At 56.4% G+C, this 21,800-nt stretch carries 15 protein-coding genes and 1 pseudogene; 7 read left to right on the top strand and 9 right to left on the bottom strand.

From position 1 onward, the window contains the following. Position 1: 1 nt before the first annotated feature. Entirely contained in the window at positions 2–2,704 is a 2,703-nt protein-coding gene (malT, locus tag C7434_RS05915) for an HTH-type transcriptional regulator MalT (RefSeq protein ID WP_133745234.1), read from the bottom strand. Between the two features lie 279 nt (positions 2,705–2,983). On the opposite strand from malT, the gene malP reads away from it, so the two are divergent. Both malP and malQ read left to right on the top strand, forming a co-directional pair. After that, positions 2,984–5,386 carry a maltodextrin phosphorylase gene (gene malP, locus C7434_RS05910; protein ID WP_133745233.1) on the top strand — a complete coding sequence of 801 codons (2,403 nt, stop codon included), beginning with the start codon at positions 2,984–2,986 and terminating at the stop codon, positions 5,384–5,386. A gap of 5 nt (positions 5,387–5,391) precedes the next feature. After that, positions 5,392–7,373 (top strand): annotated as a pseudogene (gene malQ / locus C7434_RS05905) (4-alpha-glucanotransferase). A 560-nt stretch (positions 7,374–7,933) separates the two neighbouring features. Here the strand turns inward: malQ and malM are convergent. The 3 genes from malM to malK form a co-directional block, all read right to left on the bottom strand. Next, positions 7,934–8,854, bottom strand: a complete 921-nt coding sequence (gene malM / locus C7434_RS05900) for a maltose operon protein MalM (RefSeq protein WP_039340339.1) — start codon at positions 8,852–8,854, stop codon at positions 7,934–7,936. A 95-nt stretch (positions 8,855–8,949) separates the two neighbouring features. After that, positions 8,950–10,251: a maltoporin gene (locus tag C7434_RS05895; protein WP_033741662.1), complete on the bottom strand. Its 1,302-nt coding sequence runs from the start codon at positions 10,249–10,251 to the stop codon at positions 8,950–8,952. A gap of 16 nt (positions 10,252–10,267) precedes the next feature. Further along, a complete protein-coding gene (malK, locus tag C7434_RS05890) occupies positions 10,268–11,401 on the bottom strand; it encodes a maltose/maltodextrin ABC transporter ATP-binding protein MalK (protein WP_033741660.1) in 1,134 nt (377 codons plus the stop codon). A 365-nt stretch (positions 11,402–11,766) separates the two neighbouring features. Between malK and malE the strand changes: the two genes are divergently transcribed. Genes malE through malG form a run of 3 tightly spaced genes read left to right on the top strand, consistent with a single transcriptional unit; the run spans position 11,767 to position 15,448 of the window. Then, complete coding sequence (gene malE, locus C7434_RS05885; protein ID WP_033741658.1) at positions 11,767–12,951, top strand: maltose/maltodextrin ABC transporter substrate-binding protein MalE; 1,185 nt, start codon at positions 11,767–11,769, stop codon at positions 12,949–12,951. 58 nt (positions 12,952–13,009) lie between these two features. Continuing rightward, positions 13,010–14,548: a maltose ABC transporter permease MalF gene (gene malF / locus C7434_RS05880; RefSeq protein ID WP_033741657.1), complete on the top strand. Its 1,539-nt coding sequence runs from the start codon at positions 13,010–13,012 to the stop codon at positions 14,546–14,548. 9 nt (positions 14,549–14,557) lie between these two features. Continuing rightward, a complete protein-coding gene (gene malG / locus C7434_RS05875) occupies positions 14,558–15,448 on the top strand; it encodes a maltose ABC transporter permease MalG (protein ID WP_033741654.1) in 891 nt (296 codons plus the stop codon). A gap of 55 nt (positions 15,449–15,503) precedes the next feature. Here the strand turns inward: malG and C7434_RS05870 are convergent, their stop codons facing one another. From C7434_RS05870 to C7434_RS05860, 3 genes are all read right to left on the bottom strand, one after another. Continuing rightward, complete coding sequence (locus tag C7434_RS05870; RefSeq protein WP_033742194.1) at positions 15,504–16,064, bottom strand: RNA polymerase sigma factor; 561 nt, start codon at positions 16,062–16,064, stop codon at positions 15,504–15,506. A 5-nt stretch (positions 16,065–16,069) separates the two neighbouring features. Next, on the bottom strand, positions 16,070–16,489 hold the full coding sequence (locus C7434_RS05865; RefSeq protein ID WP_033741652.1) for a hypothetical protein: 420 nt from the start codon (positions 16,487–16,489) through the stop codon (positions 16,070–16,072). 210 nt (positions 16,490–16,699) lie between these two features. Then, positions 16,700–18,313, bottom strand: coding sequence for an alkaline phosphatase (locus tag C7434_RS05860; RefSeq protein ID WP_033741651.1), 1,614 nt, complete (start codon positions 18,311–18,313; stop codon positions 16,700–16,702). Positions 18,314–18,896: 583 nt separating this feature from the next. Between C7434_RS05860 and C7434_RS05855 the strand changes: the two genes are divergently transcribed. Then, positions 18,897–19,208, top strand: a complete 312-nt coding sequence (locus C7434_RS05855; RefSeq protein ID WP_033741649.1) for a DUF1471 domain-containing protein — start codon at positions 18,897–18,899, stop codon at positions 19,206–19,208. A gap of 284 nt (positions 19,209–19,492) precedes the next feature. Beyond that, the gene (locus tag C7434_RS05850; protein WP_033741647.1) at positions 19,493–20,593 is read left to right on the top strand and encodes an NADH:flavin oxidoreductase/NADH oxidase; all 1,101 of its coding nucleotides are present in this window, start codon (positions 19,493–19,495) and stop codon (positions 20,591–20,593) included. A gap of 27 nt (positions 20,594–20,620) precedes the next feature. Here C7434_RS05850 and C7434_RS05845 read toward each other — a convergent pair whose 3' ends face one another. Further along, positions 20,621–21,256, bottom strand: coding sequence for an aspartate/glutamate racemase family protein (locus C7434_RS05845; RefSeq protein ID WP_050504981.1), 636 nt, complete (start codon positions 21,254–21,256; stop codon positions 20,621–20,623). A gap of 132 nt (positions 21,257–21,388) precedes the next feature. Continuing rightward, a complete protein-coding gene (locus C7434_RS05840) occupies positions 21,389–21,781 on the bottom strand; it encodes a VOC family protein (protein ID WP_033741645.1) in 393 nt (130 codons plus the stop codon). Positions 21,782–21,800: the final 19 nt, after the last annotated feature.

Raw genomic sequence — 21,800 nt, 5'->3', positions numbered from 1 at the left:
CTTACACGTACCCCATTATTTTCAGCATCGACTGCGCCTGCGTCATCGCTTCCGCCCGATGGGTGATGCCCAGTTTTTGATACAGGTTGCGGATATGGGTTTTGATGGTGGTGGCGGCCACATCCAGCTCGGCCGCGATCTGCTCGTTGCTGTAGCCGGAATAGATTAATCCCAGCACCTGCCATTCACGTTGCGTCAGTGGGCTGGTGCGGATCAGCTCCGGTACGTCCGGATGGTTCAGCAACCGGCTGACAAAGCCTTCATCAAAATGCGCAAACTTGTGGCGGTGATATTTGTTGATCTCGTTCAGGATGCGCCGCGCCCGATGGTGATCCAGCTCATCAAGTGTATTCAGCTGTAACAGCTGACGGAGCTGCTGCGCCATGGTTTCACCCTGCACAACGAAATGGCTGATAAAGCCGGTGCTGCGTGCCAGATTGAACGCACTGAGTAAAGCCTGCTGTGCCTTTGCGCGCTGATCCGTTTCCCAGTAGATCTGATTCAGCAACAGCAAATTGCGGTTGAGATCGCTCATTAGCTGCAACGCCCGGGCGTTGTCATTCAGCTCGTCCAGAATCACCTCGGCCTCAGTGTACTGCCCCAGCAGAATCTGCGCCCGCGCCACGTTACGCCACTGTCCCTGTAAAAAATGGTTACTGGCACTGGCCGGTTTTGGCGTCTGACGCAGCCAGTCACGCGCGCTTTGCAAATCGCCGGTCATTTGCCAGTACAGCACCCGCACTTTATCTGCATTGGCCAGCCAGTCATGATGCCAGCGGCCGTTGTTCAGCAGGTTCTCCAGGCGATTTAATAAGGTGCGCGCGTTATCAAGGTTGCCACGGGCGATGGCGCTCTGCACCAGTAAGCCCAGGCACTGGATCTGCTGCTGCGGCTGAAAACCCTGTAAGACTTTCATGCCGTCGCGCGCGGCCTGCTCCGCCTCATCCAGCCGTCCCCAGGCCCATAACAGTTGGGCACGGATGCGCAGCAGAAACTCATGCAACGGGAAGTGAGACAAATGCTGTGCCTTTACCAGCGCGAAGGCCCGCTCCTGGGTTTCATACGCGGTTTGCAGAAAGCCCTGGGCAAACAGAATCTCGCTTTGCTGAATCAGGCTCCACAGCACATAGTGCCAGGCATCTTCCCGGCGAGCCATATGCTCCGTCTGGCGCATCAGCGCCAGCGAGTTACTGAGTTCGCCTTTACAATGCAGAATTTCGCCGTGCACCGAGGTCGCGACAATCCGGCTGTAGTGGCGGCTTTCAGGCAGTGCGTCCAGCGCCAGCATCGCCAGACGCTCGGCCTCATCCGCATTACCGTCATTGATCGCCACCTGCGCCAGCAGTGCGTTAAACTCGCCGCGCAGGACCGCATCGATTTCGCAACGGCTCTCCTGCTCAAACCGGGCCAACAGGCTGTTCACCTCTGTGAAGCGGTGCTGGCTCTGCATCAGCCAGGCCTGCAATAACACCAGGTTGGGATGCGCCAGCAGCATACTCCAGGGCAGTGCTTTCAACGACGATTCCAGTAACGGCAGCTCGCTCTGGTTAAACAGAGACCAGGCGTGCTCAATGAGCACGTCCCGCAGCATCTCAGCATCGCCTGAGGCGCGCGCATGATGAATGGCTTCACCCGGAAAGCCCTGCGCCATCCAGCTGGTTGCCGCCGCACGATGCAGGGCGGGAAGCTCTGCAGCCAGCTCCCACTGGCAGCGCTGTTGCAGGAAGCTGCCAAATAACGGGTGATAGCTGAACCACTGACCGGAATCATCCATGCGTTGCAGAAACAGCCCCTGGCGCTCAATCTCCTCCAGCCAGCGTTGGCCGTTCTCCTCACCGGTGACTTCGGCGATCAGCGCCGCATTTAGCGAACGTAGCAGCGCGCTTTTTAACAGGAAATGGCGGGTGGGCAACGTCACGTTATCCAGCACTTCCTCGACCAGATAGTCGTTTAAGTGACTGGCATTAATACCCGACAGACGTCGGGCCGAATGCTGCGCCGCGCCTGCGCCCTGCCGGGCCGACAGGGCGATCAGCTGCAGAGCCGTTGCCCAGCCTGCGACGTCATCGCACAGGCGCCCGGTTTCGTCGGACGCCAGCGGTTCGGGCAGCCGGGCAGCAAAAAACGCCTGCGCTTCCTGATGGGTAAAGGCCAGTTGCTGGCTGCTGAGTTCCAGCAGCTGTTCGCGCACGCGCAGATTGGCAATGCCTAACTGCGGCAGATTACGCGAGAGCACGATCAGGGTGACGTTTTCAGGTTGATGGCGTAGAAAGAAGCGCATGGCATCATGAATCGCCGGATTGATGATGTGATGGTAATCATCAATGATCAGCCACAGCGGCTTATGCCATTCCTGCAAATCGTTAAAGAGTTGGGTAAAGAGTGCGTTAAGGTTGACGTACTGCCGCTTCTGCGCCAGCACTTCACTACGACGGCAGCATCCCTGCGTGGCCTGCTGCAGGGCCGCTACCAGATAATCCGCAAAGCGCTCCGTCTGGTTGTCGCTTTCATCCAGGGAATACCAGCCCAGCTCGGCTTTATCGGCTGCCCAGTGGGAGATCAAGGTGGTTTTACCGTAGCCAGCGGGGCTGGTCACCAGCACCAGGCGATAGTTACCGGCGGCGGATAATTTTCGTATCAGTCGCTCGCGTTTCACCGTGGTTTCATGCCGGACAGGACGGCTGAGTTTTGAGGGAATTAACATAGACGCACGCTTCTCCATTTGCTTCGGCGCATCATTTTTTTACGCTTCGTAATTATTTTTCACACGTTCAGCTATCCCTTCGGATAAAGCAAGCAGACGCTTAAGTGAATCTTCACAAAAGCGAATCTAATCACACTTAAGTAAAACTTTCGGACTTCCCTCAGGCTCTCCACCCTGCGGCTCCGCCTGCGCGAAATTCTGCCGGGAGGAGGCGCGCGCCGGAACGCAAAAGCACACTGTGGGTTATTCCCTTTTCTCCTTAAAACAGGATTTTCGGCTATGACACAGCATCCCTTTGATCAATCGCTTTTTAACGCTGCGCTGGCGCGCCAGTGGCAACAGTTTGGCCTGCAAGAGGCACACGAGATGACGCCGCATCAGTGGTGGCACGCACTGAGTGGTGCGCTGGCTGAAATGCTGCGCGCGCTCCCTGCCCGGCCCGCTTCCGGCGATCAACGCCATGTCAATTATCTGTCGATGGAGTTTCTGACCGGACGACTGACCGGCAATAACCTCCTCAACCTGGGCTGGTATAACGCCGTCACTGCCGCCTTATCGCAATGGGATGTGTCACTCAGTGACGTACTGGAAAACGAGCGCGATCCGGCGCTGGGTAATGGCGGTTTAGGGCGTCTGGCAGCCTGCTTTCTGGACGCGATGGCCACTGTCGGTCAGCCCGCTACCGGCTATGGCCTCAATTACCAGTACGGTCTGTTTCGTCAGCGTTTTGTCGACGGCGCGCAGGATGAACAACCCGACGACTGGCAGCGCGAGCGTTATCCCTGGTTTACGTACAATGCCCGGCGGGATGTCCAGGTGGGCTTAGGCGGCAGAGTCAGCAACGAAAACGGCACAATCCGCTGGCAGCCCGCGTTTTACCTCAAGGGCGAAGCCTGGGATCTGCCGGTGGTGGGCTTTGAAAACGGCGTGACGCAGCCGTTGCGGCTGTGGCAGGCCACGCATGCGCAGCCATTTGACCTGCAAACCTTCAACAACGGGGCGTTTATGCGGGCTGAAAAACAGGGCATGGATGCGGCGAAGCTGACGAAAGTCCTTTACCCTAACGACCATCATCAGGCCGGCAAAAAACTCCGCCTGATGCAGCAGTATTTTCAGTGCGCCTGTTCGCTGGCTGATATCCTTCGCCGCCACCTGCAGGCGGGCCGTTCGCTCGACAGCCTGGCCGATTACGAAGTGATTCAGTTGAACGACACGCATCCCACGCTGGCGATCCCCGAACTGATGCGGCTGCTGATCGATGAGCACCAATTCAGCTGGGACAGCGCCTGGGCCCTCACCCAGCGCACATTTGCCTATACCAACCATACTTTGTTGCCTGAAGCGCTGGAGTGCTGGGATACCGGCATCGTCCGCGCCCTGCTGCCGCGCCATATGCTGATCATCCACCGCCTCAATGCCCAGCTAAAGGCAGAAGTGGATGCACGCTGGCCGGACGATGACGCGGTCTGGGCCCGACTGGCGATCGTACATCATAAGCAACTCCGCATGGCTAACCTGTGTGTAATGAGTTGCTTTGCCGTAAATGGCGTCGCCGCGCTGCACTCCCGACTCGTCAAAGAAGAGCTGTTCCCGGAATACGTCGCACTATGGCCTGATAAGTTTCATAACGTCACTAACGGTATTACGCCACGCCGCTGGATCAACCAGTGCAATCCCCGCCTTGCCCGCCTGATAAGCCACACGCTGAAGCGGCCGTGGATCAACGATCTGGACGCGCTCGCCTCTCTGGAAAACTGGGTGGATGACGCCGGTTTTTGTGCCGACTATCAGCAGATCAAGCAGCAAAACAAGCAGGATTTGGCCGCGTGGATTGCTGAGCGGACCGACATTGTCGTTAATCCCGCGGCGATGTTCGATGTACAAATCAAGCGACTGCATGAATACAAACGGCAGCATCTGACGCTGCTGCATATCATCGCCCTCTGGCAGATGCTGTGTCGCGATCCGCAGGCGAACCTGTGTCCGCGCGTGGTGATCTTCGGGGCCAAAGCGGCACCCGGTTATGCGCTGGCCAAAAACATCATTTACGCCATTAATCAGGTTGCTGAGGTCATAAATCACGACCCGCGCGTGGCCGATCGCCTGAAAGTGGTGTTTATTCCGGACTATAACGTTTCTGTTGCTGAACGGCTGATCCCTGCCGCGGACCTGTCAGAGCAGATATCAACGGCGGGCAAAGAAGCGTCCGGCACCGGCAATATGAAGCTGGCCCTGAACGGCGCGCTTACGATAGGTACGCTCGATGGTGCCAACGTCGAAATTGCCGAACAGGTCGGTGAAGACAATATCTTTATCTTTGGCCACACCGTGGAGCAGGTGCAGGCGCTGAAGGCCGGGCATTACGATCCTGTTCAGTGGCGCACCAACGACGTCCAACTCGACCAGGCCTTACAGGCGCTGGAAAACGGCACCTTTAGCGCGGGCGATACGCACGCGTTTGACCTGCTGTTAAACAGTCTCGGTCCTGAGAACGGCGATCCCTGGCGGGTGCTGGCTGACTTCCGTCACTATCTGAATGCTCAGCAACGTGCCGAAGCCTTATGGGCCGATAAGCAGGCGTGGACGCGCGCAGCCATCCTGAATACCGCCCGCTGCGGAATGTTCAGCGCGGACCGTGCGATTCGCCATTACCAGCAGCGCATCTGGCAGCGTAAAGGATAATTACAATGACGCCTTTTCACCCCCCTCAGGAGACGGGCCGCATAACAACGGAATATGTGGATGCGCATGGAACGGTGCAGACGGTTTCTGCCCTGACGCGTCAGCGTTTGCTGACGGCGATGGCGCGCGAGTCGGCCCCATCCACACCATTGTCCCCCGTATGGGTTATCCCGCAGGGTAAACCGATAGTGTTAACGCCTGTGCTGACCGGTCCCACGCGCTGGCAGTTAACGAGCGAATACGGGCAGCACTGGTCGGGGCAATGTGAGCCGGATAAACCGTTGTGCTTACCGGAACTGCCTGACGGCTACCATCAATTGCGCCTGACGCAAGGCACGCAACGGGTTATCTGCCAGATAATTGTGACACCGTCACGTTGCTATGCGCCGGAGGCGTTGCTTAAGGGGCGCAGGCGCTGGGGAACCTGTGTGCAGCTCTATTCGTTGCGCTCAGCGGGCAACTGGGGCATGGGCGATTTTGCCGATCTGCGGCAGCTGGTGAACGAGACCGGTCAGCGAGGCGGCGCCTTTATCGGTCTGAATCCATTACATGCGCTGTTCCCCGCGCTGCCCGATCAGGCCAGTCCTTACAGTCCCTCTTCCCGGCGCTGGCTGAATGTGTTGTATATCAGCGTGCCCGATGTGGCTGATTTTACGCTGAGCGCCGCCGCACAGGCCTGGTGGCTCACGGAAGAAACACAGGACGTTCTCCAGCGCGCCCGCGCGGCACAGTGGGTGGATTATCCCGCTGTCGCGTCGCTCAAGCTCACCGCACTCCGGTTTGCGTGGGCGCAGTTTTTGCAGCGTGATAAAGAGGACAGTGAGGTTGTCGCATTCGAGGCGTTTGTCCTTCAGGGTGGTGAAAGCCTGCTGCATCAGGGCATTTTCGATGCCTTACAGGCCTGGTTTGTGGGTCAGGATCCAACCTGTCACGGCTGGGATACCTGGCCCGCTGCGTATCAACAGCCGGACAGCGCCGCCGTGCACGCCTTTCGCATCGAACACGGCGATGAGATCCGTTTTTATCAGTGGTTACAATGGCTTGCCGCCCGACAGTTTGCGGCGTGCTGGCAGGACAGCCAGCGGCTACAGATGACGCTGGGACTTTATCGTGATCTCGCCGTCGGCGTGGCCGCGAATGGGGCTGAAACCTGGAGCCAGCGCGCCTTGTATTGCCTGGCGGCCAGCGTGGGCGCGCCGCCGGATATTCTGGGACCACTGGGCCAGAACTGGGGATTACCGCCGCTGCATCCCGGGGAATTGTATGACCGGGCATACGAACCCTGGATAACCCTGCTGCGTGCGAATATGCGTGACTGTGGCGCACTGCGTATTGACCATGTGATGGCGTTACTGCGTCTGTGGTGGATTCCGGCGGGTGAAACGGCAGCGGAAGGTGCCTATGTGACCTATCCTGTCGACGATTTGCTGGCCATTCTGGCGCTGGAAAGCCAGCGTCACCGCTGCATGGTGATCGGAGAAGATCTGGGTACAGTACCGGATACCATCTTGGCGAAACTGCGTGATGCCGGCGTTTACTCCTACAAAGTGCTCTACTTTGAACGAACCGCTGAACGCGCCTTTCGTCCGCCTGCCGCATGGCCTGCGCAGGCCATGGCGGTAGCCACCACCCATGATATGCCAACGCTGCGCGGCTGGTGGCAACACGACGATCTGACGCTCGGCAGCCAGTTGGGGCTCTATCCTGACAACGCGGTGCTGGCCGGGCTCCATCGCCAGCGCAGGACAGCCCGCGCATGAGTCTGGTGTTGAATACCGCGCTTCATTACTATCTGGCTGACTGCAACAGCGCCCTGCTGGGCTTGCAGCCCGAAGACTGGCTGGATATGGCTTCTCCGGTCAATGTACCCGGCACGGTGGAGACCTATCCGAACTGGCGACGTAAGCTCAGCCTGCCGCTGGAGGCGATGTTTGCCGATGCGCGGATTAACGGGCTGCTGGCGACCATGACGCAGAAGCGCGGATAAGAAAATAATGCGGTCCATATCAACCAAAATACAATGCCGATATGGACTGTTAAATGAATTTGGGTGTTGGCTACGCTTCATATGTCATTTCTGTGGCCGGGTTCAATTTACCTTTGGACCGAAACTTGCACACTGGCAAAGATATTAATCAAATTTATTAATATATTGAGAGGGTGCGATGATCGGTTGCTGTGCGTGTTGCGGTCTTGCTTTAAACAGGGGGCTCCCCAAAGTCAAAAACAACGTTGAATATAAAAGTTGCCCGAAATGCTCTGTGACACACGGAAGGCAGCATATTTACTTTCAGACGCCTAATCACTTTGGAACCACACCCGCGCGTGAAACGATAAATAATCCTCAAGGTCTTCAAAGTTATTGTGAAAGTTGCAGGCCCGCCTCAGAAAAAGACAACCCATCGAGAGTATTTCAGCATGGCTTAACATGTCATCATTTCGAATAGTCGTTCAATTTTCCGGCCGACATTCGTATTTACTTCTCTGACTGACAAAAAAAGGTGCGCCTCAGCGCACCAGGTGGAGCAAATCAGCACTGTGGAGTGATTACTCCTTGCCTTTAACACTGCTGATAAATGTTTTTCGTGCGGAAGGTGAACCGAGCCGCTCTGCTTCGTCGAGCAGTTTAAGCGCTTTATCAATATTGCCCTGGGCCACTGCCTGCCTGATGCTCTGGTTAAAATAGCTTTCGGTATCGGTGACAAGGGGCTGCGATTTTGTGTCAGGCGCAGCAGTGGGTTGCGCGGCCTGCACGGCAGGTTGTGTTTGTCCGACCGTCACGGGCGTTGAACGGGAAGCGCCAAACAGCGGCCCGACCAGTATCGAGGAGGCGGAACTGGTGCTGACGTTGATTTTTAGCCTGCCCGAGAGGCTATGGCGGGCAACGGGATCGGGAATATCCGGCACCGCGTGGCCGGTTCCCCTGGCATAGGCTTTTGCCGGATCCAACAGCGTAGTGGTTTGTGTCAGATCCTTTTCTGTGGTGAACACTAACAGATAGATTTTCTGCTGCCCCGGCACGGGCGTCAGTTTCATTACGCCTTCAAGCCGGTCAGCGGCCATTACGCCGGGTTGCTGATAGGTAAACCAGCGGCTCGGAAACCAGGCGGCCGGACGGAGATGTTCATCCAGGACAAGCACATTGGGGGCAAAGACCTGGTTATTCTGCACCTCGCTGCTCAGGGTAATGGTCAGCTCTCCCAGCGTCGCAGGCAGGCTGTAAGCCGCGACCGGGCCCGTCATCCCCGGGACATTCCATCGTGAATGGCTGCCATCAAGCACTGTCACCTGAGCGCGTGAAGTATCCAGCGGCTGCCAGGTCAGGCTTTGCAGACTGGTTTGTGAAAAGTGTGGTGCGGCAGAGACATCCTGCGGCATCAGATTGATTTCGGCGCGGACAGTAGCGCTGTGCCCTGCCAGCAGCATTGCGCTCAGGCTCAGCGCTAATCCAACTTTATGCATTTTCATTGTGAACCTCGCAGAACCGGCAGCGGCACCACCAGGCAATAGCAGCCGCTACCAGAAAAAAGAATGCGGTTAGAGAACGTTAACCGGGGATCGCCTTACCACCAGATTTCCATCTGGGCGCCAAAGGTCCACTCGTCATTGTTGCCACGACTGTTGGTGAACAGGCCGTTGCCACTGCTGTCACGTGCGGCCAGCGTAGTGAGATCGCCCGCCGCATCTTTGCTGTAGCCCCACTTCTCGTCCCATTTGGCATAGGTCGCAAACAGACGCAGCGCCGGGCGCGACCAGATGCTGTCACCTGCCTGCCATTGCTGGGCAAGCGTGATTTTGTACTGGCCATTGCGCTCGCCGACCTCCTGAGACTTCACGTTGTCATAGCCGACTTCCAGCAGGGTGCTCATGATCGGTGTCCATTTGTACATTGGCCGCACGCCCACGGTGTACCACTCGTTGCCCCGGTTGTTATCGAGGTCGGTGTTCTGGTACATCGCGACGTACATCATGTCCCAGCGCTCTGCCAGCGAGATCGCGCCGTGATCCAGGATCCGGTACAGCCGGCCGTTGTTATTGATATTGCTGCCCTGCGCTAACCCTTTGCCCTGTGACGTCAGCGCGTCCGTGGCGTACTGGAGCACAAACTTGTTGTAGCCCTTCAGCATGCTCTGGGTATGTTCTGCGGTGAACAGCCAGCCATCTTTTGAGGCGCCCTCGTCCAGGCGATAACCGTCACGGGCATTGGCACGACCATAGTCCACGCCCAGCTCAAGCACGCCATAGGGGTTGGTTTCCAGTCCGGCCAGCCGCACGTCAAAGACATCGTCAGCTGTGCTGGTGGCGTAATTGCGGATTCGATCGCTGGAGAAGGTATACGAACCGCCCGCTTCTGAGGAACGGGTTGCCGCAAAAGAAAGCTTTCCAAATCCCAGATCGACATCTTCCAGGCCCGCCCCCGGTCCCGAAATATCCCAGTAGTAGAAGTCGATCATGTGTACATCGTGGCGTTGATAAAAACGCTTACCGGCCCAGATCGTAGAACCCGGCAGCGCATCAATCAGGTTCTTGCCTTTGACATTGGCCTCACGAAATGCCGGTGAGGTGGATTCCCAGTCATTTTGCTGAGAAACCGAGTACGCCACGTTGGTGTCAAAATAGAAGCTCTTATCGCCCTCTTTCCACACTTCCTGACCCAGCTTCAGTTCCGCGTAGGTTTCGCATTCGTTGCCGAGGCGGTATTTACTTTGTGCACCGGTTGCCTGAAAGCATTGCTGCTCGCCGCCGCTACCGGTCCAGCCGATGCCGGAGCGCGCATAACCGGAAAAATCCACCGCCATAAGCGGCGCAGACAGCGTGCCTGTCGCCACGGCCACGGCGAGGGAAAGCTTGCGCAGAGTTAACATTTTCGATCTCCTGAGGTTATTGCTTTTTGTATTTGGCGGGCTCAACACCGGGTTCCTGATGCAGCCTGCGGCACGCGCTTCCGTCCTCGCGGAACAGGTGACAACGCTCGGGCGGCAAGCCAATACCCATCGTGGTGCCCTCTTTTACCAACACCACGTCCTCCTGGCGGTACACCAGGTTTTGACGGATGGCGGGGATTTGGATGTGGATCTGCGTTTCATGTCCCAGTTGCTCGACAACCTGGACTTCACCTTCCAGCGTAACGTCGGCGATCTCGCTGGAGAGAAGGTGTTCGGGACGGATGCCCAGAGACATGTTGCTGCCGACCTGCACACCGGTACTGTCGACCGGCAGCCATACCAGCTGGTTGTTGGGCAGGCGCACCTGCACCTGCTCAATGGCGGTCGCCGTGACCTTGACGGGCAGAAAGTTCATTTTGGGCGAGCCGATAAACCCTGCGACAAAGCGGTTGGCCGGATAGTGATACAGCTCCAGCGGTCGGCCAACCTGTGCGACGCGTCCGGCGTCCAGCACGACGATCTTGTCGGCCAGCGTCATCGCTTCGATTTGATCGTGGGTGACATAAATCATCGTGCGTCCGAGGCGCTTATGCAGACGGGCGATCTCGATGCGCATCTGCACCCGCAGCGCGGCATCCAGATTAGAGAGCGGTTCATCCAGCAAAAAGACGCGCGGCTCTGCCACCAGAGTGCGGCCAATGGCCACACGTTGACGTTGCCCGCCGGAGAGCGCTTTGGGGCGGCGGTCAAGCAGATGTGCCAGTTGCAGCACTTCGGCGACCTGCGTCACGCGCTGTTCAATGTCCGCTTTCTTCACGCCCGCAAGCTTCAGGCCGAAAGACATGTTTTCAGCGACAGAGAGATGGGGATAAAGCGCATAGGACTGAAACACCATCCCGATCCCGCGTTCAGCGGGTGGGACATCATTCATTCGCCGATCGCCGATCAACAATTCTCCGCTGGTGATGGTTTCCAGCCCGGCGATCATGCGTAACAGTGTGGATTTGCCGCACCCCGACGGCCCGACAAAGACCACGAACTCCCCTTCAGCCATCTCCAGGTTAATGTTCTTCGACACCACCGTGTCGCCCCAGGCTTTGGTGACATTGCGTAATACGACGCTTGCCATAGTGCTTTCCTCTCACTCACGAATGCGGCCTGCACGGCAGCGGAAAATTCTGGCGTTTACTATGCGCAGAGCCTTACCCCGTCACATCCTCCGCAAACGCGCTTTTGCTGGGGGAGGAGCCGGGAGGAGGAGAACATGGCGACGTGAACGGACTGCGTGCCATCGCGCCGTTTTTTGTGATGGATAACGCAGTCTGGTGGGAGCCATTGTGTGAGCTGTACCGTGATAACGCGCTTATTTTGCTACGGCGATCACGGCCCGGCTGGCGCAGGCGTAGACCGCAGGAGGATGAGAAGCCCGACAGAACACCCACAATGTGGCGCAGGCAACAGATGTGTTTCCGCTAACAGGATGGAGTGTTAAAGATGAAAACCGGCGCAAAGATTTTGGCTCTGTCAGCCCTTGCGGCTGTGCTGTTCTCGGCCTCAGCCGTGGCAAAAATTGAAGAAGGCAAACTGGTCATCTGGATCAACGGTGACAAAGGCTATAACGGCCTGGCCGAGGTGGGGAAAAAGTTTGAGCAGGAAACCGGTATTCACGTCACCGTCGAACATCCGGATAAGATGGAAGAAAAATTCCCCCAGGTTGCCGCAACGGGTGATGGCCCGGATATTATTTTCTGGGCGCATGATCGCTTTGGCGGCTATGCCCAGTCGGGTTTATTAGCCGAAGTCACGCCGGACGCGACTTTTCAGCAAACGATCTTCCCCTTCACCTGGGATGCGGTTCGCTACAATGGCAAATTGATCGGCTATCCGGTTTCGGTGGAATCACTGTCGCTGATTTATAACAAAGATCTGTTGCCAACACCGCCGAAAACATGGGAAGAGATGGCCGCGCTGGATAAGCAACTGCGCGCAAAAGGCAAAAGCGCCATCATGTTTAATCTGCAGGAACCCTATTTCACCTGGCCTCTGCTGGCCGCCGGTGGCGCTTATGCCTATCAAGGAAACGCGGGCCATTACGATGTCAACAACACGGGCGTCGACAGTGCCGGGGCGAAAGCCGGTTTGCAGTTTCTGGTCGATCAGGTCAAGGCAAAGGTCCTGAATGCGGATACCGACTATTCCATTGCCGAAGCCGCCTTTAATAAAGGCCAGACGGCCATGACGATTAACGGCCCCTGGGCCTGGAGCAATATTGATAAAAGCGGTATTCACTACGGCGTTGCGGCATTGCCGACGTTAAACGGTAAACCGTCTAAACCTTTCGTTGGCGTGCTGAGCGCCGGCATCAATGCGGCCAGCCCTAATAAAGAGCTGGCAAAAGAATTTCTGGAAAACTACCTGTTGACGGATGCGGGTCTGGAAACCGTCAACAAAGACAAACCCCTGGGCGCGGTGGCGCTGAAGTCTTTCCAGCAAAAACTGGAAAAAGACACCCGTATCGCCGCTACCATGAACAATGCGCAAAACGGCGAGATTATGCCCAATATTCCGCAGATGGCGGCCTTCTGGTACGCCATGCGCACCGCCACGCTTAACGCCCTCAGCGGTCGGCAAACCGTCGATGCCGCGCTGAAGGATGCGCAGTCACGTCTGAATAAATAAACCTTATAAAGCGGGCCGGTAAAACGGGTCCGCCTCTTGCCGTTGAGGAAATCGGGTCATGTCAGAAAAACCGCAAGCGGGACGGCATCGTTCGTTGTTGAAAGGTCTGGTGGTGGGCATGTGCTGCCTGCTGGTCGGCTACCTGTTAGTGCTGATGTACGCCCAGGGGGAATACCTGTTCGCCCTGCTCACGCTGGTGATCAGCGGACTGGGGATCGGGATTTACAGCCAGCGCCGGGCTTACGCCTGGCGCTATGTTTATCCGGGCCTGGCCGGAATGACACTGTTTGTGTTGTTTCCCCTGGCCTGCACGGTGGGCATTGCTTTCACCAACTACAGCAGCACCCATCAGCTGAGTCAGGAACGGGCGGAGCAGGTCTTACTCAGCCGACACTATCAGGACGGCGCAGGTCTGAATTTTTCGCTGTTTGCGGTAAACGATCGCTGGCAGCTGGTCCTGACGAACAGCGCAGATAATCAGTCCTGGGTTTCCGCGCCCTTTTCGTTTGCGGCGGTCGGAAACCTGAAGATGGTCAGTGGGCCGATTCCAGAAGGAACGCGCGCGTCGCTCCGTGTCATTACGACGCATCGCCAGGCCCTGGGGAAGATCCGCGCTGAAATGCCGGATGGTCGTGAACTGGTGATGAGTTCGCTGCGTCAGTTTTCCGGCACACGTCCGCTGTATCAGGTGGTGGATCGTGACACGCTGAAAAATCAGCAAAGCGGCCTTCGCTATCGGGCAAACCCGGAAACGGGGTTCTACCAGGCGATCACTGCGCAGGGGCAATGGGGAAATGAACAGTTAAGTCCCGGCTTCACCGTAAGCGCGGGCTGGAAAAACTTTGTGCGGGTGTTTACCGATGAGGGGATTCAAAAACCCTTCCTGGCGATTTTCGGCTGGACGATGATCTTTTCCTTACTGACGGTGGTGTTGACGGTCGCTGTCGGCATGGTGCTGGCCTGTCTGGTGCAATGGGAGGCGCTGAAAGGCAAAGCGATTTATCGCGTCCTGCTGATTCTGCCGTATGCCGTGCCCGCGTTTATCTCCATCCTGATTTTCAAAGGGCTGTTTAATCAGAGCTTCGGCGAAATCAATGTGCTGCTCAGTACGCTGTTTGGGATCAAACCGGCATGGTTTAGCGATCCGACGCTGGCCCGCACGATGCTGATCATTGTGAATACCTGGCTGGGTTACCCCTACATGATGATCCTGTGCATGGGACTGCTGAAAGCGATCCCAGAGGATTTGTATGAAGCCTCTGCGATGGACGGTGCGGGCCCGCTGCAAAATTTCTTTTTAATTACGGTGCCGCTGCTGCTGAAGCCGTTAACGCCGCTGATGATTGCCAGTTTTGCCTTTAACTTTAATAACTTTGTACTGGTTCAGTTGCTGACCAATGGCGCACCTGACCGACTCGGCACGACCACACCGGCCGGTTACACCGACCTGCTGGTGAACTACACATGGCGCATCGCGTTTGAAGGCGGCGGCGGGCAGGATTTTGGTCTGGCGGCCGCGATTGCGACGCTGATTTTCCTGTTGGTTGGCGCTCTGGCGGTGCTGAATCTGAAAGCTGTCCGAATGAAATTTGATTAAGGAGACGTTATGGCTATGGTGCAACCCAAATCGCAACGGTTGCGTCTGCTTCTGACGCATCTGCTGCTGCTGACGTTTATCGCGGCAATCGTCTTTCCGCTGCTGATGGTCGTGGCCATCTCGCTGCGCGCCGGTAACTTTGCCACCGGCAGCCTGATCCCCGATCAGATCTCCTGGGAGCACTGGCGGCTGGCGCTGGGGTTCAGCGTCCAGCACGCCGACGGTTCCGTTACGCCGCCGCCCTTTCCGGTGCTGTTGTGGCTCTGGAACTCCGTGAAAATTGCCGCGATCAGCGCACTCGGCATTGTGGCGCTGTCGACCACCTGCGCCTATGCCTTTGCTCGTATGCGCTTTAAAGGCCGCGCCAGCCTGTTGAAAGGCATGCTGATTTTTCAGATGTTCCCGGCGGTACTGTCCCTGGTGGCGCTCTATGCCCTGTTTGATCGCATTGGACAATACGTGCCGTTTATCGGCCTGAATACTCACGGCGGTGTGATTTTCGCCTATCTGGGCGGTATTGCGCTGCATGTCTGGACAATTAAGGGCTATTTCGAAACGATTGACCGCTCGCTGGAGGAGGCCGCTGCCCTTGACGGTGCCACGCCGTGGCAGGCATTTCGTCTGGTGCTGCTGCCGCTGTCCGTGCCCATTTTAGCCGTCGTGTTTATTCTGGCTTTTATTGCCGCCGTGACGGAAGTGCCGGTAGCGTCTTTACTGCTGCGCGACGTGAACAGCTATACGCTGGCCGTCGGGATGCAGCAGTACCTCAATCCGCAAAATTATCTGTGGGGGGATTTTGCTGCCGCTGCCGTGCTCTCTGCCATTCCGATTACCCTGGTGTTTTTGCTGGCGCAACGCTGGCTGGTTAATGGCCTGACCGCCGGTGGCGTTAAAGGCTGACAGCTTCATCATTTGCCACTGCTGTGTTCGTGTTGGCGGCCACTGGCCGCCTTTTTTAGTTGTCGTCTGTCAGATCGTCATAAACGGCACGCAGGCGCATACGCAGATACAGCACAGCTTTGTGCTTGCGCGACAACAGAGTCTGAACGCTTACGCCGGTGGCGTGAGACAGTGCTTTGTAACTTATGCCCTGCAGTTCTGTTTTATCGAACACCTCAAACTGCGCTGGCGGCAGTTCAGACAGTGCCGCTTCCAGGGCTTCCCAAAGCAGCCCCCTGAGATAATCGTCTTCGGGCGTTTGCGGCGTGCCAAACAGGGTTTCCGCCAGTTCGACGTCTACCGCCTCCTCCTCATCATCCTGCTCATAAGGAAAAAGCGGCAGTTCTCGTTTCTTACGCGCCCGGTCAGTCATTTCATTACGCGCCGCCCGAAACAACCACGCCGAGATATTCTCTACAGGTTGTTCTACCCCGATCAGCTGACAGGTCACTTCCTGCAATATATCCTCAGCCTCATCGCGAACGGCGATGCGACCCCGGATAAAAGCGTGGAGTTTTGTTTTGCAGCGTTCAAGCGCTTTTACCAGTGATGCGGCTTGTAATGCGCTGGCCTTCATCGTCATTACTCTGTCCGGGTGTCAGAGTGAGTGTCCGCAGACGGTGGCTGCTCTTCCCGGCATCTGTCCCGACGGTGGTGAGCACGATGGCCGAACCCTTCACGCCGTTGCTTCATAAATTCATCCCGTTCTTCCGGTGTCATCTGCATCCAGCGCTCATGCATGCGCCGCCGCGCCTTGCCAAACATCCCCGGTCTGATCCCCAGGCCGCCAAACAGAATCCGGCACAGCAGCAGCAGTCCGGCGGCCTGCCAGAAACCAATTGTTTTAACGCCTGTGATGGCAGGCAGTATGGCATTCCATAGTGTCATGACCAGCAGACACAGCACGACAATTAACACGCCCCCGACAATGAACGCCTTTGGCAGGCGGTGCCTGCCCATGCCGCGAGAAGGGTGAAACGGGTGATTATCGACATTTCTCATAGTTGTATGACCTCAGCAGTGATTAACATGATGAGGTAGACGAATGAGCCCGCAAAATATTGCTGGCTCGTTAAAAAAATTTGTTGAGTGTGGAAGGTGGCGGTCAGGTCTGGCATATAACCGCACTGCCGATCAGCACAGGCCGACCGGCAACGGGCAAGAGGTAAAAGCCACGGGACCGAAAATCCCGCTCATGGTGACAACGTCACATCATGATTTACTTACGTGGTCGGGCGTCACTTTTTCGACCGCCCTGCCTTCAAGCACCGCCTTCACAACGGTAAAAACGTCGGTGTTATCAATATAGTCGCCCTGGTTGTAGCCTACATGCTTAGCATAGCCCGCATCGTTGCCACGCACGCGCTCCGCAAAGGCATCGGCCCCAACGCCTTTTGCCCACAGCGGCACAAGCGCGTTGGAATGGTTGCCGGTTGGACGGAATGAGATGCCGGGCATCATGCCTTTCCCTTTATTAATGACGGCCTGGAAAGGGATGTTCTGCGCATCGGGTCCCATTGGCATGCCGTTGTCGTGATCGGTCGTCACGATCAATAACGTCTCGTTCCAGTTACTGTTTTTCTCTACCCATTCAATCACGGAGGCAACAGCGTTGTTGAAGTCTGCACTTTCTTCAATCAGGCGACCATATTCCACGCCGACGCAGTTGGGGTTGTAGGAATTCCCCCAGTCGCCTTTTTCGCTACAGGCATTGCTGGTATGCGCGGACCAGTCAGTCGCACCGCCTTCGACCATCATAAAAAAGCCGTCGGGGTTTTTACTCAGGTGCTGAATGGCTCCCCGGGTCATCGTATTCAGGGTCGGTACCGTGGCAATAAACGCATCCCCGGACGGATTCGCCGCATCTTTACCAACAATGGCGGCCTGACGGCCCTGCTGCAACGTGCCGTTGGGGGCAACGTTCGGCGATCCCAGTAACGGGCCGCTATGCACCAGCGCGCCACTGGCGAGGCGGGCAAACGCCTCAGTACTGCGCACCACTTTCCACGGCTGACCACCCGCAGGGGCCAGCTTGCCAGCATTGAGCAATGTCCAGTCAGCTTCAGACAGGTAACGGTGCGCATCTTCTCCGCACCCCACGGTGGTTTCGTTTGAAGCCAGATGCTGACAGTCGGTGCCGTTGGCGTTAAAGCCCGGCAAACCGGTTCCCATAATCAGATCCAGTTTCCCTGACGTCAGCATTTGTTTCGCAATCGCGTGATAATCGTTACGCGACGCGTTTTGTGCGCCAAAGGCGGCGGGCGTGGCGTGGGAGAACGGCACGCTGGTGACGACGCCTGTCGCTTTGCCCATGGCTTTCGCCGTTAGTGTGACAAAATCAACCGGTTGTCCGTTGTTATCGACGTTGATGGCATTGTTATAGGTTTTAATTCCTGACGCCAGCGCTGTGCCGGCGGCGGCGCTGTCCGTTGGATTCACCGTCAGATAGTCGTAACCCCTGAACGGCAGATCCTTGTTATCTGTTCGGGTTGTATCCCAGGCTTTCTGCGGATCGTAATTAACCAGAGAGGCATTATTGTGCGTGGCTTTTTTTGAGGCATTCAGGGGATAGGTTGTCATGGCATATTTTGCCGGAAACGCAGCATACGGCGTACTTTCACGGCTGCCATACTGCCAGTAGGCTGTTGCATCCCAGGTGCCCCAGCCTGCCCCGTCATTAATCATGATAATCACATTTTTGGCTTTCACTTCTGCCGCCAGCACGGCGGAGCTGGCGGTCATACCGCCCATTGCCAGCATAAGCAGACTGAGTTTACCCAGAGAAAACGCGGCAGCGGTACGGTAAAGACGTGGTTTGCGTGACATAAAACTCTCCCTATCATTGCGGCAAGCCCCTGACAGACAAGCCAGGTTTCAACCCATGTCAAACAATGTCTGTTTGTAACTTTGATGGCTGCGCAGTATTACGGCGACGTGTGACAGTTTTATGAAGAAAATCCCCCTCCTGCTTCCCCCTGTCTGGCCATCGCTTTCAGCGTAACGGATAAAAATCTTTTATATCAATGCATTGAGGCATCACTTTAAAAAACCTGCTGCAGAAAGCGTGCTGTGTAAAGCTCTGTAAGTGAGCACACGGATGACCCAACGTTAATGCCAGGGCGTGCCGACTTTGTTTGTTAATTTGACGTTGGGATTTTGTGTCTTAATTTCACAACCTGTAAGCAGACACAAAAATCCTGCCAAATTTCAGCTCAAGTGTGGCGGAAGCTTTCATAAGCATCTGATTAGCAAGAAAAGCCAAATTCATATACTTGAAAAGGTATTTGATAACTTCTGCCGACAGTATTTAACACGGCAATAAAACGTAAGCACATAGCAAACCCGTAACGATCATTGTCGCGTCGTTTGCCCGTGATAGCGATACATTCCGATATTCAGGAGCATTAAAATGAAAGCACTTGTTCAGGATCTTTTGTCTATCTTCTCTCCTCAGACAGTCAGCCCTGTGTTTATCCGTAGCGGCTTATCTCAGGAAGAAAAAAATGCCATCACCCCGATGGGCGTAACGACGGTGACCTGGGCGACCTCAATGCAGGAAGTGACTGATGCGCTGCTGCGCAAAGCCACCGAGGCCGGTGCTGTGGGTTACCACATTACCCAGGTTGATTCTCACAAACCCGGTAATGACCAGCAGCATATTCTGGAAGCGACCGCGACCCTGTATGCGCTGGATGAGAAGGCATTGCAGAGAGCACACTAGTGACATCTCCATCTTCGCAACGCGTTTTTAGCCCTTCCGAACCCTGCTGATTATCCGGATGATAACAGCAGGGTTTTTTGATCCTTTTCCTGCTGCTTACGCCTGCATAGTCTGCATTTTTAAACATTTCTCCGGTGTCTCATCGTGCGGTGTAAATCAGAGACTTAATTGTATGATGTAACTAATATCAGTTAAGGGATAAATTGTTTTGCCGCCTGTCGCCCCTGTTTTGCATTCAGCCACTATAGTTTTTCAACGTATTGATTCTCAGACATGAGGTTTTTATGAGCACGCTGTTTTCCACTTTTTCACTCGGTGAATTAACGCTCGATAACAGAATTGTTATTGCGCCAATGTGTCAGTATTCCGCTGAAGAGGGTTGCGCAACCGCCTGGCATCGTATCCATCTGGGGCAGCTCGCCTTTTCAGGGGCTGGACTGTTAATCATTGAAGCGACCGCGGTAGAAGATATTGGTCGTATCACCTACGGCGACCTGGGGTTATGGAATGATGACACCGAAGCCGCACTGGCGGCGGTATTAGCTGACATCCGTCGCTATTCCGATATGCCGATTGGTATTCAGTTGGGTCATGCCGGGCGCAAAGCATCCTGCGACGTGCCGTGGGAAGGCGGCGAACACATCTCGCCTCAGAACGGTGGCTGGCAAACCGTGGCCCCTTCCGCCCTGCCGTTCAGTGAAGGCGATCATCCGCCCAGGGCAATGGACGCCAGCGCGCTGGCGCGTGTCAAAGAGGCGTTTGTCGCTACGGCAAAGCGGGCCGTTCGTCTTGGCCTTGAACTCATTGAGGTGCATGCCGCGCACGGCTATCTGCTGCACCAGTTTCTGTCGCCGCTTTCCAATACCCGCGATGATGAATACGGCGGCTCACTGGAGAACCGAATGCGTTATCCGCTTGAGGTCTTTAAAGCAGTACGTGAGGCCGTCCCGGCCGCCATTCCGGTGGGCGTGCGTATTTCTGCCAGCGACTGGGTTGAGGGCGGCTGGGATGTAAGCCAGTCCATTGCCTTTTCGCAACAGCTGGAAGCGCTGAACTGCGCCTATATCCACGTTTCCAGTGGGGGCCTGTCAGAACAGCAGCAGATCAGCGTCGGCCCGAACTATCAGGTCCCTTTCGCGCGGGATATTCGTCAGCAAATCGGTATCCCGGTGATTGCGGTAGGCTTAATTACCGAGCCGCAGCAAGCCGAAGATATTTTGCAGCAGGGGGAAGCGGATCTGGTCGCGCTGGCACGCGGTATGCTCTATAACCCACGCTGGCCATGGCACGCCGCTGCCGCATTCGATGCAACGGTGAAAGCGCCGCCGCAGTATCTGCGTTCTGAACCTCACGGCGCAAAAGGAACACTGACGCCGGACGAGTAAACCGTTATGGCCGCACGGCGTGCGGCCTTACTGATAGTGTTGAAGACAACGCTGTAGCGCCAGATGCGGGCCGGTCAGGGGCTGACGTGTTGATGCGAAATGCGCCGCCGCCGGTGCCATTGACGTCTGCGCCAGCACAACCTGCTCCGCGCCCTGCTGCCAGGCCGCTTCAACCGCTTCTGTTACACAGGCAAGATAGCCGGTCTGATCCCCCGCTTTAAACTTCTGCCAGGCTCCCGGAATCAGAACGACCTCTGCCCGCCCGTTGGCACCGTGAAACAGTGCCCGCGTGGCGCCCAGCGTGGATTCAGCCGCACAAAGCACGACCGTTTGCCTGGGATTTTCGCGGACCGCCTCTGCCAGCATGCTGTCTGTGCGCCAGACCACGCATGGCGAAGATGCGTTTGTAAAGCTTTCAGCCACCGGTCCGAGCGTGGAACAGGTCATCAGAATGGCGTCAAAATGGGGTTGCAGACTCACCAGCAACGCGCCGATCCGTGCATGAAGTTCAGGCGTCAGTCCGCCACTGGCTTCGGCCTCCGCCAGCAGGTGCGGCATCACCAGATGACTCAGTTGCAGATCTCCCGACGGCAACTGGCTCGCTGCATCGTCAAAGATGCGAATATTGCTGGCCGCAGTATGTAAACAGGCAATGGCGATCATGTGTGGGCTCGGCGTAAAAACAGGTTTTCATCATGCCATGGGCGACGCCAGATTCAAACGTCTCCTCTGTAAGAGAGAGCCGCACGCCAACCCACCAGCCCGTGTGGTAGCGCCTGCTTATTACTTATGCCGTCAGGCCTGCCATGCGGCATGCTGGATAACGATCCGATAGCCGTCCCTGTCCTGAAAGGTTGCGCCGTTTTTTGCCCAGTACGGGTTAAAAGACGTCACTTCAGTAAACCCGGCACGCGTCATTGCCTGACAACGTTGCTGCCAGCACGCCGCGTCCGGCAGATACAGCACCAGCAGATCGTCAACCGTGGTCACGGGCTGGACAGGATGATGCTGACAAAACGTAAACTCCAGATGCCAGGGCAAGGTCTTATCACCCAGCATAATGCCGCTGAATCCATCATGGTCCCTGAATTCCCCCAGTTTATGCAACCCAAGGCCTGTGCAGTACAGGTCTGCGCTCGCGGTCAGGTCACTGACCGGGCGCGCAATGCGCAGTTGTTGTATCACCATTGCTTCTCCTGATTCTGTA

The organism is Pantoea sp. PNA 14-12 (genome assembly GCF_004364735.1).
In the GTDB taxonomy this organism is placed as follows: domain Bacteria; phylum Pseudomonadota; class Gammaproteobacteria; order Enterobacterales; family Enterobacteriaceae; genus Pantoea; species Pantoea stewartii.
This window is presented reverse-complemented; position numbering and strand designations above follow the sequence as displayed.

What these genes read in the sequence shown, in the direction of transcription:
- malF (WP_033741657.1), top strand. Translation starts at nt 13,010, where the DNA reads ATGTCAGAAAAACCGCAAGCGGGACGGCATCGTTCGTTGTTGAAAGGT.
- C7434_RS05860 (WP_033741651.1), bottom strand. Translation starts at nt 18,313, where the DNA reads ATGTCACGCAAACCACGTCTTTACCGTACCGCTGCCGCGTTTTCTCTG.
- malK (WP_033741660.1), bottom strand. Translation starts at nt 11,401, where the DNA reads ATGGCAAGCGTCGTATTACGCAATGTCACCAAAGCCTGGGGCGACACG.
- malG (WP_033741654.1), top strand. Translation starts at nt 14,558, where the DNA reads ATGGCTATGGTGCAACCCAAATCGCAACGGTTGCGTCTGCTTCTGACG.
- C7434_RS05855 (WP_033741649.1), top strand. Translation starts at nt 18,897, where the DNA reads ATGAAAGCACTTGTTCAGGATCTTTTGTCTATCTTCTCTCCTCAGACA.
- malM (WP_039340339.1), bottom strand. Translation starts at nt 8,854, where the DNA reads ATGAAAATGCATAAAGTTGGATTAGCGCTGAGCCTGAGCGCAATGCTG.
- C7434_RS05850 (WP_033741647.1), top strand. Translation starts at nt 19,493, where the DNA reads ATGAGCACGCTGTTTTCCACTTTTTCACTCGGTGAATTAACGCTCGAT.
- C7434_RS05865 (WP_033741652.1), bottom strand. Translation starts at nt 16,489, where the DNA reads ATGAGAAATGTCGATAATCACCCGTTTCACCCTTCTCGCGGCATGGGC.
- C7434_RS05840 (WP_033741645.1), bottom strand. Translation starts at nt 21,781, where the DNA reads ATGGTGATACAACAACTGCGCATTGCGCGCCCGGTCAGTGACCTGACC.
- malP (WP_133745233.1), top strand. Translation starts at nt 2,984, where the DNA reads ATGACACAGCATCCCTTTGATCAATCGCTTTTTAACGCTGCGCTGGCG.
- malT (WP_133745234.1), bottom strand. Translation starts at nt 2,704, where the DNA reads ATGTTAATTCCCTCAAAACTCAGCCGTCCTGTCCGGCATGAAACCACG.
- C7434_RS05895 (WP_033741662.1), bottom strand. Translation starts at nt 10,251, where the DNA reads ATGTTAACTCTGCGCAAGCTTTCCCTCGCCGTGGCCGTGGCGACAGGC.
- malE (WP_033741658.1), top strand. Translation starts at nt 11,767, where the DNA reads ATGAAAACCGGCGCAAAGATTTTGGCTCTGTCAGCCCTTGCGGCTGTG.
- C7434_RS05845 (WP_050504981.1), bottom strand. Translation starts at nt 21,256, where the DNA reads ATGATCGCCATTGCCTGTTTACATACTGCGGCCAGCAATATTCGCATC.
- C7434_RS05870 (WP_033742194.1), bottom strand. Translation starts at nt 16,064, where the DNA reads ATGAAGGCCAGCGCATTACAAGCCGCATCACTGGTAAAAGCGCTTGAA.